The organism is Bradyrhizobium sp. WSM4874, from assembly GCF_055811835.1.
On sequence record NZ_JBVVPR010000003.1, the window covers coordinates 266,139 to 281,986 of the forward strand.

Annotated in this window: 15 protein-coding genes and 1 pseudogene; 7 read left to right on the forward strand and 9 right to left on the reverse strand. The window is 64.7% G+C overall.

Going from position 1 to position 15,848, the window contains the following annotated elements; genetic code table 11:
• Positions 1 to 70: 70 nt before the first annotated feature.
• Together AC0L3P_RS05055 and AC0L3P_RS05060 are read left to right on the forward strand one after the other, a co-directional pair.
• Positions 71 to 934, forward strand: a complete 864-nt coding sequence (locus tag AC0L3P_RS05055) for a fumarylacetoacetate hydrolase family protein (RefSeq protein ID WP_473301163.1) — start codon at positions 71 to 73, stop codon at positions 932 to 934.
• A gap of 9 nt (positions 935 to 943) precedes the next feature.
• Positions 944 to 1,537: an amino acid synthesis family protein gene (locus tag AC0L3P_RS05060; protein WP_473301164.1), complete on the forward strand. Its 594-nt coding sequence runs from the start codon at positions 944 to 946 to the stop codon at positions 1,535 to 1,537.
• A gap of 112 nt (positions 1,538 to 1,649) precedes the next feature.
• Here the strand turns inward: AC0L3P_RS05060 and AC0L3P_RS05065 are convergent, their stop codons facing one another.
• Positions 1,650 to 2,411, reverse strand: a complete 762-nt coding sequence (locus AC0L3P_RS05065) for a hypothetical protein (RefSeq protein WP_275167773.1) — start codon at positions 2,409 to 2,411, stop codon at positions 1,650 to 1,652.
• Positions 2,412 to 2,426: 15 nt separating this feature from the next.
• A complete protein-coding gene (locus AC0L3P_RS05070) occupies positions 2,427 to 2,615 on the reverse strand; it encodes a hypothetical protein (protein ID WP_007593508.1) in 189 nt (62 codons plus the stop codon).
• A 253-nt stretch (positions 2,616 to 2,868) separates the two neighbouring features.
• Between AC0L3P_RS05070 and AC0L3P_RS05075 the strand changes: the two are divergent.
• Positions 2,869 to 3,869, forward strand: a pseudogene (locus AC0L3P_RS05075) (DUF2336 domain-containing protein).
• Between the two features lie 144 nt (positions 3,870 to 4,013).
• On the opposite strand, the gene AC0L3P_RS05080 reads toward AC0L3P_RS05075, so the two are convergent.
• From AC0L3P_RS05080 to AC0L3P_RS05090, 3 genes are all read right to left on the reverse strand, one after another.
• The gene (locus AC0L3P_RS05080; protein WP_275167775.1) at positions 4,014 to 4,358 is read right to left on the reverse strand and encodes a DUF1491 family protein; all 345 of its coding nucleotides are present in this window, start codon (positions 4,356 to 4,358) and stop codon (positions 4,014 to 4,016) included.
• 69 nt (positions 4,359 to 4,427) lie between these two features.
• Complete coding sequence (locus AC0L3P_RS05085; protein WP_473301165.1) at positions 4,428 to 5,123, reverse strand: peptidoglycan-binding domain-containing protein; 696 nt, start codon at positions 5,121 to 5,123, stop codon at positions 4,428 to 4,430.
• Positions 5,116 to 7,032, reverse strand: a complete 1,917-nt coding sequence (locus AC0L3P_RS05090; protein ID WP_473301166.1) for a PAS domain-containing sensor histidine kinase — start codon at positions 7,030 to 7,032, stop codon at positions 5,116 to 5,118. The genes AC0L3P_RS05085 and AC0L3P_RS05090 overlap by 8 nt, the downstream gene beginning before the upstream one ends.
• Positions 7,033 to 7,415: 383 nt before the next feature.
• Here AC0L3P_RS05090 and AC0L3P_RS05095 point away from each other — a divergent pair, with 383 nt between their 5' ends.
• On the forward strand, positions 7,416 to 7,841 hold the full coding sequence (locus AC0L3P_RS05095) for a DUF5330 domain-containing protein (protein WP_275167780.1): 426 nt from the start codon (positions 7,416 to 7,418) through the stop codon (positions 7,839 to 7,841).
• A 68-nt stretch (positions 7,842 to 7,909) separates the two neighbouring features.
• On the forward strand, positions 7,910 to 8,341 hold the full coding sequence (locus tag AC0L3P_RS05100; protein ID WP_473301167.1) for a SufE family protein: 432 nt from the start codon (positions 7,910 to 7,912) through the stop codon (positions 8,339 to 8,341).
• 5 nt (positions 8,342 to 8,346) lie between these two features.
• Here the strand turns inward: AC0L3P_RS05100 and AC0L3P_RS05105 are convergent, their stop codons facing one another.
• Positions 8,347 to 8,763 carry a Ros/MucR family transcriptional regulator gene (locus tag AC0L3P_RS05105; RefSeq protein ID WP_473301168.1) on the reverse strand — a complete coding sequence of 139 codons (417 nt, stop codon included), beginning with the start codon at positions 8,761 to 8,763 and terminating at the stop codon, positions 8,347 to 8,349.
• A 170-nt stretch (positions 8,764 to 8,933) separates the two neighbouring features.
• Positions 8,934 to 9,806, reverse strand: a complete 873-nt coding sequence (locus tag AC0L3P_RS05110) for a DUF308 domain-containing protein (protein ID WP_354056234.1) — start codon at positions 9,804 to 9,806, stop codon at positions 8,934 to 8,936.
• 312 nt (positions 9,807 to 10,118) lie between these two features.
• Between AC0L3P_RS05110 and AC0L3P_RS05115 the strand changes: the two genes are divergently transcribed.
• Positions 10,119 to 11,768 (forward strand): glycosyltransferase family 39 protein, encoded by a 1,650-nt coding sequence (locus AC0L3P_RS05115; RefSeq protein WP_354206841.1) that lies wholly within the window; start codon positions 10,119 to 10,121, stop codon positions 11,766 to 11,768.
• A 186-nt stretch (positions 11,769 to 11,954) separates the two neighbouring features.
• Positions 11,955 to 12,734 carry a class II aldolase/adducin family protein gene (locus tag AC0L3P_RS05120; RefSeq protein WP_275167785.1) on the forward strand — a complete coding sequence of 260 codons (780 nt, stop codon included), beginning with the start codon at positions 11,955 to 11,957 and terminating at the stop codon, positions 12,732 to 12,734.
• Positions 12,735 to 12,952: 218 nt separating this feature from the next.
• Here the strand turns inward: AC0L3P_RS05120 and AC0L3P_RS05125 are convergent, their stop codons facing one another.
• Together AC0L3P_RS05125 and AC0L3P_RS05130 are read right to left on the reverse strand one after the other, a co-directional pair.
• Entirely contained in the window at positions 12,953 to 14,347 is a 1,395-nt protein-coding gene (locus tag AC0L3P_RS05125; RefSeq protein ID WP_354206843.1) for a M20/M25/M40 family metallo-hydrolase, read from the reverse strand.
• 53 nt (positions 14,348 to 14,400) lie between these two features.
• Complete coding sequence (locus tag AC0L3P_RS05130; protein ID WP_473301169.1) at positions 14,401 to 15,729, reverse strand: glycosyltransferase family 87 protein; 1,329 nt, start codon at positions 15,727 to 15,729, stop codon at positions 14,401 to 14,403.
• Between the last annotated feature and the right edge of the window lie 119 nt (positions 15,730 to 15,848).

Consider the following 15,848-nt stretch of genomic DNA (forward strand, 5'->3'; position numbering starts at 1 on the left):
GGGCTTGCGCTTCGGCCTATTTTCGAAAATACTGTAAAAGATCGAAAATGCTAACCTTTGGGACGAAACCATGAAACTGCTGTCGTTCTTGGACGGAAATCGGGAAAGTTGGGGCGCCGTTGTCGAAAATGGCGTCGTGGATCTCGGCCGCGCCCTGCCCCAGTACCCTGTTCTCGCGGACTTCCTCGGCAGCGATGACTATGCGCGGCGCGACGCCATCGTCGCCGGGCAGAAGCCCACAATGGCGCTGAGCGACGTCAAATATCTGCCGGTGATCCCGCGTCCGGAGAAGATCGTCTGCGCCGTGCGCAATTATCTCGACCACCACAATGAAGCCGTGGCGTTCGGCATGAAGCGCGAGATCACGGAGTTTCCGCCGATCTTCCTCCGGGTCTGGCGCTCCCAGGTCGCGCACAACGCGCCAGTGGTCCGGCCGAAGGTCTCGGACAATTTCGACTGGGAGGGCGAGCTTGCCGTCGTCATCGGCAAGGGCGGCCGTCACATCAACCAGGCCGACGCCTGGAATCACGTGGCGGGCTACTCGATCTACAACGACGTCAGCGTGCGCGACTGGCAGCGTCACGCCCAGCAGATCGCCTCCGGCAAGAACTTCGTCGGCACCGGCCCGTTCGGTCCTTGGCTGGTCACGCCGGACGAGATCGGCGATCCCACCAAGCTGAAGCTCGAGACGCGCGTCAACGGCGCGGTGGTGCAGTCGTCCGACACCTCGATGCTGATCTTCTCGATCCCGCGGCTGATCGAGTACAGCTCGACCATCTTCGACCTCGTCCCCGGCGACGTCATCGCCACCGGCACGCCGGCCGGCGTCGGCTTCACCCGCAAGCCGCCGGTCTTCCTCAAGCCTGGCGACGTGGTCGAGGTCGAGATCGAGAACATCGGCGTGCTGCGCAATCCCGTCGTCGACGAAGCCTAGAGTCAGCGCATGTCGTCCCAAGACGCGACCCATGATATCCGCAAGAGCGCGCTCAGCGTCGAGACCATCTGGCACGAGCGCGGCCCCCGCCTGGAGAAGCCGCTGCTGGTCGGAACGGCCGTCGCGGTGATCCGCAATCCGTTCGCCGGCCGCTTCGAACCCGACCTGATGCCGTTTCAGGCATCCTTGCGCGAGCTCGGGCGCGAGCTCGCGACACGGCTGATCGCGCAGCTCGGCGGTGCCGCGCAGATCGAGGCCTATGGCAAGGGCATCATCGTCGGCGAGGACGGCGAGCTCGAGCACGGCGCGGTCTGGCACGAGGCCGGCGGCCAGGGCATGCGCGAGGTGCTCGGTCAGTCCAAGGCGATCGTTCCGGCGGCGAAGACCATCGGCGGTCCGGGCACGCGGCTCATGGTTCCGCTCGGGCACGTTCACGCCGCCTATGTCCGCAGCCATTTCGGCACCGCGGAGATGACGCTGTGGGATTCACCACGGCGCGACGAGATTGCCTTCGGGCTCGTGATGGCGACCGGCGGCCGGCCTCACGCGCGCATCGGCGGCCTCGCGGCGTCTGCAATCTCCGTGCACGATGGGCAGCGTTGATGAGCGCCCGATGCGCTGAGGGATTTTGCCGGAACGCTGCAGAGGCAGCGCGCCAAACCCGACGCAATCGAGCGCCGGCGCGCAGCCGTAAAATGATCAACTCTTGAAGCGATCAGCCTTTGGAGACGACCGCGCGACCGTAGGGCGGCTGGGCCGCGACCGGCGGGTTAGCGGTCTGGGCGGCGAGTTCGCCGATCAGGCGGTCGGCATCGGCGGCCATGCCGTCGGGCGCCTGGATCACCAGCCGCTCCAGACCCCAGCGATAGGACGAGACGCGCTGCTCGAGGCACTGCTGCACCCACTGGATGATCAGCGAATTCTCCTGCATGCGCTCGACCGCGTCCTCCTTCTCCTTCGGCGAGAGGGAGGAGACACGCGCCATGCTGGCGTTGCGCTTCCTGTCGAGGTCGATGACGCGGATCGCGGAGGCGAAGAACGGCTCGAAGCGGGTGATGTCGTTGCGCACGTCCTCGATCAGCTGCGCATAGCGCGAGGAGTGCGAACGGTGCGGCTCGTCGATCAGCGTGCGTCCGTACATGGTGCGGTCGAACACGATCTTTTGCCGCCAGGGCGAGGGCAGCGCCTTGTAGTCGCCGAACACGCTCTTCCAGGCAGGCCGCGACAGCGGCGGCTCGATCAGCGGATAAGCAAGGTCGCGAAGCTGGCGCTCCTCGTCGGTGAGCTGGAATTGGGATGGCTTCAAGCCGATGCTGGAGGTGACTTCCGCGCCCAGCCAGCGATGCATGTCGTCGCTGCGCATGTCGGCGCGGGTCCGGCCGAAATCGCCGCCGCTACAGGCGGCAAGCGTCGCGCCCAGCACTGCGAGCATGATGGCCGTTACGACGGGCCGGATCTGGCGGAGGTTCTCCGGCATTGCAAAGGCCGAAGGCTAGCGGCGACGACGACGGCGCCCCGGCGCTGTGCCCTGCTCCGGCCCGTGATCGCCGCTGGGCTCGTCGCTCTCGCGCTCGATGCGGATCACGGGAAGGATCAAAATCGTGCCCATGTCCGCGCGCGGAGCCACGTCCCCCGACGCGCTCACCCGGCGACCGGCCGGAAATTCGATGATGGTCCCCATATCAGCTCTCTTCAATTGCCGCGCGACCCGGCGCGCCTCTGCAACATGGGATCATTAAGATCAGTTCATGGTTAACGCGGTGTAAACGTGCCGGCGGAACCGTAACCGCACGGGTAGGACCCGCCGTCCCGTTGCGGCACGAGAACGCTTCAAAGCAAGCGTTCGGCTTCACGCCTCGTTTTCCTTAACGAGCCTTTAAAGGAGCCCGCGATAGGGTGGCGGCGAGTATCTCTTCCAGGTCGCGTATCTCTCCATGACCAAGTCGTTGTTTCCAGGATTCGACGGGCTGATGACCCTCTCCCGTCGCGAAGGCGTCGATGTCCGTCCGACGCTGCTGCGCGTGCTGACCGACCTCTATGTCCAGTCGAGCACCCACAGCGACGACGAGCAGCGCCAGTTCGTCGAGCTCGCCACACGACTGATCGACCAGGTCGACGACGCGACGCGCGCGGCCGTCAAGGCGCGGCTTGCGATCTATCCGTCGACGCCCGTCCCGATCATGCAGAAGCTCGGTCTGTCGGCCGCGCAGGAGGGCCGCAGGGTTCCGCTCGCGCGCGAAATCCCGGCGCCCGTCACTGCCCCGCCTTTGCTCCCCCTCCTGCCCCCTTGCCGGTTCGCACGCCAACCGACGCCGAGCTGCGCATGGCCTCGAACATGGCGATGCAGCCAAAGGACGCGGCCGATATCCACGACATGTTCTTCCGCGCCGGCGCCTCCGAGCGCGCGCTGATCCTGCACAATCTGGCGCAGACGCCGCTGAAGGCCGCGCCGCGGATTCCGACCGTGCGCGCCAAGCGCGCGATCCAGATCCTCGAGATGGCGGCGATCGCGGGCGATTTCGAGAATTTCACCTTCGAGCTCGGCGACAGCCTGATCCTGCCCTCGCGCGTCGCAGCCCAGATCGTCGACGATGCAAGCGGCGAAGCGCTCGCGGTCGCCGCGCGCGCGCTCGACATGCCGAGCCCGGTATTCCAGCGCATCCTGCTGTTCTTCAAGCCGGAGATCGGCAACTCCGTGACCGACGTGTACCGGCTGTCGCGGCTTTACGATCGGCTCAGCGACCGCTCGGCGCTGGTGATGCTGGCCGCCTGGCGCGGCTCGACGCTCGCCGTCAACCGCGCAAAGTACCAGCCGTCGCTGCACGACAGCGAGCGCCAGCGCGCGCGTGCGGGCGCAAGCCAGACGCGCCCGGGCGTGCAGCCCGGCTCCGCGCCCGCGGTGCGGATCGGCACCAGCGGATCATCGGATCGCTAGAGGCGAGTGCGACCTGATACCGTCGCTTGCTCCACAAGCTCGTCATGCCCGGGCTTGTCCCAGGCATCTACGTTCATCGGTGGCGCAACCAAGATCGTGGATGGCCGGGACAAGCCCGGCCATGACGACGCAACAGCGTCCTGATCAGGTCTTCGCTAATTCGAGAAAATGCCGCCCGGCGCGGTCTTCGGTCTCGACGATCCAGATGTCGGAGTCGAAGCGGATCTCCTTGGTCAGGCGCTCCTCCACCGCGGGCTCCGGCATCGGCTGCGGCGCAAACGGCACGAAGAAGCGATCGACCGGCCGGCCGTCGTCATAAGAGGTCTGCGGCGCGGGCACGTAGAGCATCGCATTGCCGTCGAGCAGCGAAACCTTCACGAACACCGCACCCGCCTCCTCCGCGCCGCGACGGCGCACCGCGCCGAACACGCCCTCGGTCTGGCACCGGCGCAGATAGGCTGAGACCCAGATGTTTGATTTCAAACGCATGGTCGTACGATAAGCCAGTGCTGTAATGAGCACCAGCCTTGAGGCTTCGGTCTCGGCGAAGCGCAACGACTATTCGACGGGGTGGCCGATCGCGGCGCCGAGCTCGCGGAGCAGGCGGTCGGACACCTGCCCGGTGACCTGCATCTTGTGCTCGCGCTCGAATTTCTGGATCGCGGACTGGGTCTCGGCGCCCATTGCGCCCGTGATCTTCAAATTGCCGTAGCCATATTCGGACAGCGCGCGCTGCACGCCGGCGATGCGCCGCGCGGCCGGGCTCTGCTGCACGGGGATCGGCGCCGGCGGACGCGCGACGGAGGGCGGCGCCGAAATCGTTTGCTTGACCAGATTGGTCATGGGGTCGCCCGAGCGCGGCGTCGATGCGGTCGCATCGACGGGCCTCTCCGGCGGCTTGTCCGCAGCTCGGGGCTCGGCACGAAACTCCGTCGCTCTCGGCTCGAGCGGCGAGGTATCGGCGCCGACGGGACGCGGACGGGGCAAGGGATTTGACAGCGCCAGGGAGGACGGTGCGGGAAGATTGATCACGGTGCCGAACATCGGCGCCGGATGCCGGCCGGTCTGGAGGAACAGCGCATTGGCAACGATCGCGCCGATGGCGGCAACGGCGACGAGACCGGCCAGCGTATCCTTGGGGCTATGCAGCAGCACGCGCAGCACGAGATTGCGCTCGGTCTCGACATCGATGACCGCAGCCTTGGCGCCACGGCGGCGCGGAGCGGCTTCGTCCTTGGCAGACTTCTTAGGCACTTTTCTTCACCAGAGCGGGTTGGTCCTGAACTTGGTCGTGAGCATGGTCCTGAAGTTCTTTGTGCTGAAGTTCCTGGCGCAGCACCGGCGTCAAGGTCGCGATCTTGTTCTCGCTCGCCTTGCTGTCGGACATCTTGGCCTCAGAACTTTTGGCCTGCGGCGTGTACACGAGCGGCAGCTTGACGGTGACGGCAGTGCCCTCGCCGAGCCTGCTTTGTACTGTCAATTCGCCGAGATGCAACGCCACGAGGCTCTTCACGATCGAAAGTCCGAGGCCGGTGCCTTCGTGGCGGCGCTGATAGGTTTTGCCGGCCTGGAAGAACGGCGCGCCGATGCGCTTGAGATCGTCAGGCGCGATGCCGATTCCGGTGTCGCTGACGCGCAGCGCAAGCTGGGAGCCCGAGACCGCCGCCGTGACGGTGACCTGACCGCCGCGCTCGGTGAACTTGACGGCGTTGGCGACGAGGTTGAGCACGATCTGCTTGAAGGCGCGCGGATCGCCGGTCATGACTGGCAGGTCCTGCGGCGCATCGGTGACGAGATCGACGCCGTTCTCCCGCGCCTTCAGCGCCAGCAGATTGCAGCAATGCATCAATGATGCACGCGGCGCGAACGGCTCGGACGCGATCTCGAAATTACCCGATTCCATCTTGGACATGTCCAGGATGCCGTTGACGACCGAGAGCAGATGCTGGCCGGAATCGTTGATGAGCTGGGCGTATTCCCTCCGCTGGGCCGCGCCCAGCATCAAGGTCTGCTCCTGCGTGATCATCTCGGAGAAGCCGATGATGGCGTTGAGCGGCGTGCGCAGCTCATGGCTCATGGTGGCGAGGAAGCGCGTTTTGGCGGCGTCGGCCGCCTCTGCAGCGCTGCGTGCCTCGTCGAACGCCTGTTCCCCGAGCTTGCGGTCGGTGACATCGCGCATCACGGCGACGACATCGGCCTCGCGCGTTGCATCGCGGCCCATATCCTGGTCGAGCGGGCGGCAGCGCATCTCGACCCAGATGAAATCAACCTGGCCGCGCTCCGAGCCGGCACGCTCCCGGCGCAACCGGAACTCGACGCTGCGCACGTCGCCGCGCGCGGCATCGGACAGCGCCGTCAGATACGCCGGGCGATCGGCGACATGGACGCGATCGAACAGGCCGTGGCCGAGCAGTTGCGGGACGGGCACTCCGAGCATGGCTTCCACTGCCGGTGAAATGAACTGCACCGCGCCGTTGCGCTGATGCCGCGAGATGACGTCGCTCATATTCCGCGCCAGGAGGCGGTAACGCTCTTCCTCGCGCGACAGCAGCGCAACGCTGGTGCGCGCGAGCGATTCCGCACCGAAGGCAAGGCCCGCGGCATAAAGCGTCGCCGAGGCGACGCCGAACGCCATCAGCACGCCGCGTTCCGCGGCGCTGGTGTCGCCAATCGGCAGCCAGCCGAGCTGGCCGACGAGGATCAGGATGCCGGCGCAGGACAGCGCCAGCAGCGATGCAAAGGCCGCGACGCGGCGCGAGGCCGACAGCGCAGCTTCGAGAGGAACCACGACCAGCCAGATCGCGGCAAATGATTCGATGCCGCCGGTCGTCACCGCAACCGCCATGATCAGGCTTGAGAGCGCCAGCGACGACAGCACATGCGCGCCTTCGTAACGGCCGGTGCGCGACAGGAACCAGGACAGCAGGATCGGCGCAATCAGCCAGGCGAACGCCGCGACCTCGATCGCGCTCGGCGCGCCGCGCATGGCGAGATAGACCGGGAATGCGGCAAAGGCGGCCAGGCTGCCGAGCAGCCGCGGGGCCATGAAGGCACGATGGCGCGCTCGCGTCAGCGCGTCGTAACGCGCGGAGGGATGCAGCAGCGCATCGAGACAATCGCGGATGATACTCAAAACTGTCACGGGTCTCGCGCTTCGGCTCATTCGTCGGGAAGACGCGCCGGAACGCCTCCTTATCGTTGAGCCACCGTGTCAGAGCGACCTTAAACGAACACTAAGGCAGCGCGGCGCGCCGCCGGACACCGCGTCATCGCACGGCTTTTTAGGCGATTTGACGACGTCATCAGCAGGGATGGTGAACACAGGGTTTCACCGTGATCCGCATGGTTTCGAAATGGTGGACGGGTGGCCGGCAGAGTTCGCGGCACGGACGTCAATCGAAAATTTACGACACCGTCGATTGCAAAGATTCTTGAGTCAATTTTCCGCGAATTAAGCGGAAGGCAATCACTTGCGATTTATCGAGAGTTGCTAGGTCCGACATCCGCGGAGATCGCCGCGGCGGGCTCTAACATACAGGTCGCAAGATGCGCTTTCTGCTTCGCATCACATTCTGGCTCGGGCTGGTGCTGGTGCTCCTGCCGCGGGACAAGACGCCGGAATCGGACAAGCTGCCGCAGATCGGCGCTGCCGACGCGGTGCAGGCTGCGACCGCAGCCGTCTCCGACATGACCCAGTTCTGCAAGCGCCAGCCGGCGGCCTGCGAGGTCGGCGGACAGGCCGCGACCATCATCGGCCAGCGTGCGCAGGACGGCGCGAAGAAGATCTACCAGATCATCAACGACAAGAAAGAGCAGCTCGAGAAAACCGACAAGAAGGCGCCCGACCACACCGGCTCGATCGCGCTGGCCGGCGAAGGCGATCTTGCTGCGAGCGAGGCGCCGCGTGACACCCTGTCCCAGGACGACCTCGCGCTGGAATGGCGCGGCCCGGCGCCCGCGACAGCGAATTAGCGCCCAAACCCTATCGATTTCGGCGCTTTGCGTCCCTATATTGGCCTGAACGGGAACTTTGGGCCAGCATGACGACGATCGACGAAATCAGGGATAATTTCGAGCTTCTGGATGAGTGGGACGACCGCTATCGGTACGTCATCGAGCTCGGCCGCACCCTGGAACCGATGTCCGAGGCCGAGCATTCGGCCGAGAACAAGGTGAATGGCTGTGTCAGCCAGGTTTGGCTTCAGAAGCTGATCGATCATCGCGATAGCGGCGCGCCGATCCTGACATATCGCGGCGACAGCGACGCCCACATCGTGCGCGGGCTGGTCGCGATCGTGCTGTCGCTTTACTCCGGCCGCACGCCGCAGGAGATTCTTGCGACCGACGCCATTGCCGTCTTCGACGAGTTCGGCTTTCGCGATCATCTGACGCCGCAGCGCTCCAACGGCCTGCGCTCGATGGTCGAGCGCATCAAGACCGACGCGAAAGAGGCGCTCGCGGAAGCGTCGTAGAAATTCTACTTCCGCTTCCGCTGCTGCTGTCCCAGTCCCATCTGCTTCGCAAGCTGCGAGCGGGCCACCGCATAGTTCGGCGCGACCATGGGATAGTCGGCCGGCAGGCCCCATTTCTCGCGATATTGCTCCGGCGTCATGTTGTACTGGGTGCGCAGATGGCGCTTCAGCGACTTGAAGCGCTTGCCGTCTTCCAGACAGACCAGATAATCGGGCGCGATCGACTTCTTCAGCGAGACCGCCGGCTTCGCCGGCTCGAGCGGCGCCGTCTCGGTGCGGCCTGACGAAACGCGCACCAGCGCGCCGTGCACCTGGCTGATCAGGTTCGGAATCTCAGTTGCAGGCGTCGGATTGTTGCTGAGATAGGCCGACACGATGCCCGCCGTCAGCTCAATGAAATTCTTAGCCCCGGCATCCGACATCGGCCCGACCTTTCTCCACTTTGCGTCGCATGGGATTGACGACGCCAAAGTATTCCGTATCAACGATACGTTCGGCTGAAACGGAACGACTAGGAGTATGTGCTGATTTACTGACGAAGCAACAAGAACGCCAGCGCTTTACTTGGCTGCAGATTCGTCTGCGCCCGCTCTCAAGCGCCCCGCTGGTCGAGGTGGGAGCGCAGCTCGTCGATCGAGGCAAAGCGCATCATCCCCTCCGGCATCTGGGCTTCGATCGAGCCGTCGGAATAGAGCGAATAGGCCATGCCGTCGACGATGCCGGATTTGAGCACGGTCACGGGCGCCTGCTCGGCGGCTGCCGCCGGTTCGGGTGCAGCTGGCGGGGCGGCCTCCGCGAAGGTCGATGGCGAGCGCGGTGGCGGGCGCCGCGCGGCGGGCGGCGGCTCCGGAGACCTCACACGGTCCGGCTTCGGCCAGGCGTCGTCGAAGCTGGCAGGGGGCGTCTCCGGGGCGGCAGGCTCCGCTGAGGGCTCAGCGTGCGGCAGCGGCGGCAAGCCCTCGCCGGTCTTCGCCTCCGCGCGCTCGCGCTCCTTGCGGGAGGTCGAGGCGAACAGCAGGTTGCGCCGGCGCGGCGGTTCCGGAACCTCGGGCGGGCTCGGAGCTTCGGGCGCTGGCGGAGGCTCGGCGCGCGGACGCTCGCGCGCGGCGGCTTCGTTCTGCCAAGGCGGCGGTCCTGCGGTCGGCAATGGCGGCGCCGGCTCGATCTTCTCTGCGTCCGGCTCAGGCGCGAGGCCGGGCGTTCCAGGGATCCCGAGACCCGGCAGCACGGGCCTGACCCGAACGTCCGATGGTGCGATTGATCCTGCCAGCCGGCGGGCAATGCCCTTCAGTTCCGCGACCACGACGTAGAGGCCGGCCAGTAACAGTCCGGAGCAGACGCCGATGGTGCCGGAGATTATGAGGGTACTACCGAGACTGAATTCTCTGACGGTGAAGCCGAACAGGATCGCAAGGAGGCCCGCCAAAACGGCGAAAATCCCAGCGATCAACAAAGCCAAGGTCATCGAACTCACCCCCGGCCGCGCATCCACACGCGACACTCGTCACGCCACGATACCGTCATCCGGTGTTCCACGCCAACGTCGAATTATAGCCTGCGTTCCTAAAGGAAAGGAAATCAGGGACTTATTCACATTCCCTTCAGCTACGGCTCGCTACTTTTAAGCTGCTCAGGAGTTGGTCGGATTTGCTGCGCTGCATCAGGAATTAGCCATAATGCCCAATTACTTGGTAATGGAACTGCGCTATAGGGATTCCGGGGAAGTGGCCCGCGCGCACCAGCAGGGCCAAGAGGGGATTCCGGGTCACCAATAGCCATGACATCCATCACGACTTCGGCGATCGACACGCCTCTGCGGCGCTCGGTTGAACGGACTTGCGACGATCTCGCCATGCTGGTGCTGGCTGCGGTCGCCGTCATTGCTGGCTTGACCTTCCGCGACTACGGGCTCGGCTGGGACGACTACACCCACGCCGAATATGCCGACCTGCTGCTGCGCATGTTCGGTTCCGGCTTCAAGGACACCGCGGCACTCTCGTTCGCCAATCTCTACATGTATGGCGGCGGCTTCGACATGGTCGCGGCCCTCCTGCACAAGGTGATTCCGCTCGAGCTGTTCGAGACGCGCCGTCTGGTCGGCGCCGTCGTCGGCGTGGTCGGACTTGCGGTGACGTGGCGGCTCGGCCGCCGTATCGGGGGGCCCCTTGCGGGACTTGCCTCACTCTTGCTGCTCGCGCTCTGCCCGATCTTCTACGGCCACATGTTCATGAACCCGAAGGATGCACCCTTCGCGGTGGCCATGATCATCCTGATGCTGGGCCTCGTCCGGCTCGCCGAGGAATATCCGCAGCCTTCGCCGCGCACGATCTTGATCGTCGGCCTTGGTGCCGGCCTCTCGCTTGGCACCCGCATCCTGGGCGGACTTGCGCTGGTCTATGCCGTGATCGGCTTCATGCCGCTGTTCCTGGAGGAACTGCGCAGCGAGGGCCTGCGCGAGTCGATCCGACGCTTCGCCTATGTCGTCTACGTGCTCCTGCCTGGCCTCGTGCTCGGCTACCTCGTGATGGGGCTGATCTGGCCGTGGTCGATCATGGAGCCCGGCAATCCCTTCGAGGCGCTGACCTACTTCTCGCACTTCTTCGAGAAACCCTGGAAGGAGATGTTCGACGGCGCGATCGTATCCGTGCCCGACATGCCCTGGTCCTACCTGCCGACGCTGTTCGCACTTCAGTTGCCCGAGGTGATGCTGGTGCTGATGTTCGGCGCCGTCATCGGCACCTTCGCACTGCTGCCGCGTCGCGAGGTTCCCGCCCGCCGCAAAACCATCCTGCTGATGCTCACGCTCGCAGCGACGCTGCCGCTGGTGATCGCGATGGTGAAGCGGCCGGCGCTGTACAACGGCATCCGCCATTTCGTCTTCGTGATCCCGCCGATGGCGGTGCTCGGCGGAGTCGCCTTTGGCTGGGCCATGGAGCGCCTGCGCGCCAATCACCGTACGTGGCAGCCGGTCGTGCTCGCCACCTTCTGTTTTGGCCTTGCGCTCTCGCTCGCCGAGATGATCCGGCTGCATCCTTATCAATACACCCACTTCAACCACATCGCCGGCACCGTGCGCGGCGCCGACGACCGCTTCATGCTGGATTATTGGGGTCTCGCGCTGAAGCAGGCCTCGGACGAATTGCGCGAGCAGCTGGTCGAACGCCAGGAAGTGCCGCCGCGTAACCGCAAGTGGAAAGTCGCCGTGTGCGGTCCGCAGCGTCCCGCCCAGGTCGCGCTCGGCCCCGACTTCACCATCGGTTGGGATTCCAATGCCGCCGATTTCGCCATGACGCTCGGTGAATTCTACTGCAAGGGCCTCACCGCGCCCGTGCTGGTCGAGATCAAGCGCGACGACGTGGTGTTCGCCCGCGTCTACGACATCCGCGGCAGCAGCATTTCCAGCCTGCTCTCGATCCCTGCGCCGTAAGATTCTTCTCTCCCGAGCCGGAGTGCCGTAGCCCGGATGGAGCGAAGCGAAATCCAGGGACCGGTCCCGCATTCCGCTTCGCTCCATGCGGGCTACGCTGGACTGCCGCGCTTTCAGCGCCTTGCCGCCAGCTACCACCGAGACTACCCTCCCTCCCCGCAACAACGATGTTCGGAGAGATCAGCCATGTCGCCAGCGGAAGCGCGCCTGAAGGAAGTGCCGTCGAACATGACGGAGGCCGAGTGGCAGCAACGGGTCAATCTCGCCGCCTGCTATCGCCTCGTTTCACTCTACGGCTGGGACGATTTGGTCGACACCCACATCTCCGCGCGCGTGCCCGGCCCCGACCATCATTTCCTCATCAACCCCTACGGGCTGATGTTCGACGAGATCACGGCGTCGAGCCTCGTCAAGGTCGATCTACACGGCAACCAGCTCTCCGAGAGCGAGTACAGCATCAACCCCGCCGGCTTCACCATCCACTCGGCGATCCACGAGGTGCGCGAGGACGCGATGTGCGTGCTTCATCTCCACACCCTCGACGGCACCGCGGTTTCGAGCAGCGCCGAAGGCCTGCTGCCGCTGAACCAGACCGCCCAGCTCGTCACCCACGACCTCGCCTATCACGACTATGAAGGCATCGCGCTCGACCACGACGAGCGGCCGCGGCTGCAGAAGGACCTCGGCGACCACAACCACATGCTGCTGCGCAACCACGGCACGATGACGGTCGGCCGCTCGGTCGCCTCGGCCTTCGAGCGCATGTACCACCTCGAGCGCGCCTGCTCGATGCAGGTGCGTACACGCGCGCTGGGCACGCCGGTGTATCCGGTCGACGATGTCGCGATCGACAAGAACACCGAGCTGCTCGCCAACCGCGACCGTGCCGAATTACGCGCGACCAACCTCGTGTGGCCGCCGCTGTTGCGCAAGCTCGACCGCGAGCTTCCGGGATACCGGTCTTGAGATTTTCCGGATTTGATGTAGGGTAGCGGTCAACGAACCTCTACGCCTTTTGGAATGAAACGCCGCCCAATTCCGGGCGGCGTTTTTATTTGGTGCGCTTCGTAGGGTGGGTTAGCGAAGCGTAACCCACCATGCTTCCGTGATCGCGGGAAGAAGTTGGTGGGTTACGCCCAGCGACTGCGCTTCGCGCAGCCGCGGGGCTAACCCACCCTACGCAGTCACTTCACCTCGGCCAGCGCCGCGAGGATGCGCGCCCAGGAACGGATGCCTTTCTGGAAGCTGCGGAGGTCGTACTTCTCGTTCGGCGAGTGGATGTTGTCGTCGTCGAGGCCGAAACCGACGAGCAGCGAGTCGAGCCCCAGCGTACGCTTGAAGTCCGCAACGATCGGGATCGAGGCGCCCGATCCCATCAGCACGGTCTCCTTGCCCCATTCCTCGGTCAGCGCGGTCTTGGCCGCGGCGAGCGGCTTCATGTTCCAGTCGAGCGCAATCGCAGGCCCGGCAGAGTGGTCGCCGAACTCGACCTTGCAGTCTCCCGGAATGCGCGCCGTCACGTACGCACGGAACGCCTTGCGGATCTTTTGCGGATCCTGCCCTTCGACCAATCGGAATGACACCTTGGCCGATGCGTGCGACGGGATCACCGTCTTCGAGCCCTCACCGATATAACCGCCCCAGATGCCGTTGACATCACAGGTCGGACGCGTGGAAGCCTGCTCGACGAGGAGCCTGCCCTTCTCGCCGGCCGGTATCGATAGCCCAACAGGCTTGAGGAACGTGTCCGGCGTGAAGTCGAGCTTCTTCCACTGCGCGAGAATGTCCGGCGGCGTATCCTTCACCCCGTCATAGAAGCCGGGGATGGTGATACGGTTGTCATCGTCGAACAGCCCGCCGAGAATCTTGGTCAGCACCCGGATCGGGTTCATCGCGCTGCCGCCGAACACGCCGGAATGCAGGTCGCGATTGGCCGCGGTGATCTTGAGCTCCTCGTAGAGCAGGCCGCGCAGCGAGGTCGTGATCGCCGGCGTGTCGCGGTCCCACATGCCGGTGTCGCAGACCAGGACATAGTCAGCCTTAAACTCGTCCTTGTTGGCTTCGATGAAGGGCACGAAGTTCTTCGAGCCGACTTCTTCCTCGCCTTCGATCAGGAACGTGACGTCGATCGGCAGCGATCCCGTCACCTTCTTCCAGGCGCGGCAGGCCTCGACGAAGGTCATGACCTGGCCCTTGTCGTCCTCGGCGCCGCGCGCCACGATGATCTTACGGCCGTCGGCATGGTCGGTCACAACGGGCTCGAACGGCGGACGGTGCCAGAGCTCGAGCGGATCGACCGGCTGCACATCATAGTGGCCGTAGAACAGCACATGCGGCCGGCCGCCCGCGACGCTCTTGCCGACGACCGCGGGATGGCCGGCGGTCGACCTCACTTCAGTCGCAACGCCGAGGCTCGCGATGTCCCTGGCAAGATGCTCGGCCGCTGCCTTGCAATCGGCCGCGAAGGCCGGATCAGCGGAGATCGACTTGATCTGCAACAGCGAGAACAGGCGCTCCAGGCTGTTGTCGAACTCCTTGTCGATGTGGTCGAGCACGGATTGAAGCTGCGCATTTGCCATTGGTCGTATTCCCTGCGTTCGAATCCCAAGACGTCGGGGCTCAAGATGTCTTCTCAAGAACTATCGGCTTTTAGCGCTGCCGCGGCGTCGGGGCCAGCCGCAACCGGCGGATGCCGGATGTGCCATGCGAGACTAGCTGCGAGGATCGCCGTGGCGACGAGGTTATTGCCCCAGGCCTGAAAGACATTGGGAAACCACGGCAGCGCCAGCAGCATGAGGATGCCGGCGGCGCCAAGAGCGAGCCAGGTTCCCAGGCGCACGTTGGCCCGCTCGTCGAAGGCGGCACGATGCATCAGCACCGTCATCGGGAAGAACAGCCACATGAAGTAGTATTGCCGCGCCAGGGGCGACGCCACCGTCATCAGGCAGAACAGGATGCCGAGCTCCTCGGCGTCCGAGCGCGCCGTACGCAGCGCTTGCCGTGGCATGACCGCGACGAAGCCTAGGCCGAGCAACGCCGACAGCGCCAGCACGATCCAGTTCGCCGTCCTGTAATCGACGTCGATGACATTCATTGTGCGCGGCGGCTTGCTGGGGTCCTCCTGATTGTAGTTGATGGGCCGGACCAGCCGGTGCGTGACGGCAATGAGTGACTGGTTCACCCACGACCAGTTCTGCTCGTCGCGCTGGCCAAATCCTTTTTCCGAACTCGATCCGACCATGCCCTGATACCAGGTCTTGACCTCGGCGGCGTTGCGCTCGAAGCCGCGAATGGGGCCCGGCACGACATAGAGAAGTATGCCGGTGAAGGCGACTGTCGCGACGGCGGCTCCCCAGTTTCGCCGCCAGACCAGATAGGGCAGCACCGCAATTGGAAACACCTTGATGGCGGTGGCGAGCGCGAACATGAAGCCTGCGAGCCAGGAGCGCTGATGCTGCAAGCTCCAGAAGCCGTAGAGCATCATCGCCAGCAGGACGAGGTTCGGCTGGCCAAGATCGAACATGTCGAACACGAAAGTCACGGTGACGAGAGCGGGCAGCGCCTCCAGCCAAGGGCCGGGCCTGCGGCCCGAACCGGTCATGGCATTGGAGAGCATCCCGGTGTACCACCACGCCGCAATATTCAGGATCGACAGCACGCTGTAGAGCGCGATCTTGCCGAACCAGCTCGGGATCGCCAGCAGGATCGCCGGCAGCGGTGGGTAGATGAACTCGAAGTACTCACGGATGTCGCCGGGATAGAGCGGCCCACCCTTCAAGACTTGCTGCCCGGCCCAGTACCATAGGCCGTAGTCCTTGGTCTTGCCGTGACCGAAGATCTCGGGACCAAGGACGTCGGCAGCCAGGATGAAGCAGCAGAGCAGGAAGAGCAGGTCAAGCGGCGCACGCAACGACAGGTTTCGGAATGCGCCGGGTCGAACGAAAGATTCAGGTGAGGTCACGGTGTGGTCCAGTCAGGGGCCATAGCACCTAGCAGACCGACGGACGCTTGGAGAGTCCTGATCACCTGAATTTGTGGTGTTCAGCTTCGCGCGCGTATGGGCAATCGCATATCAATACC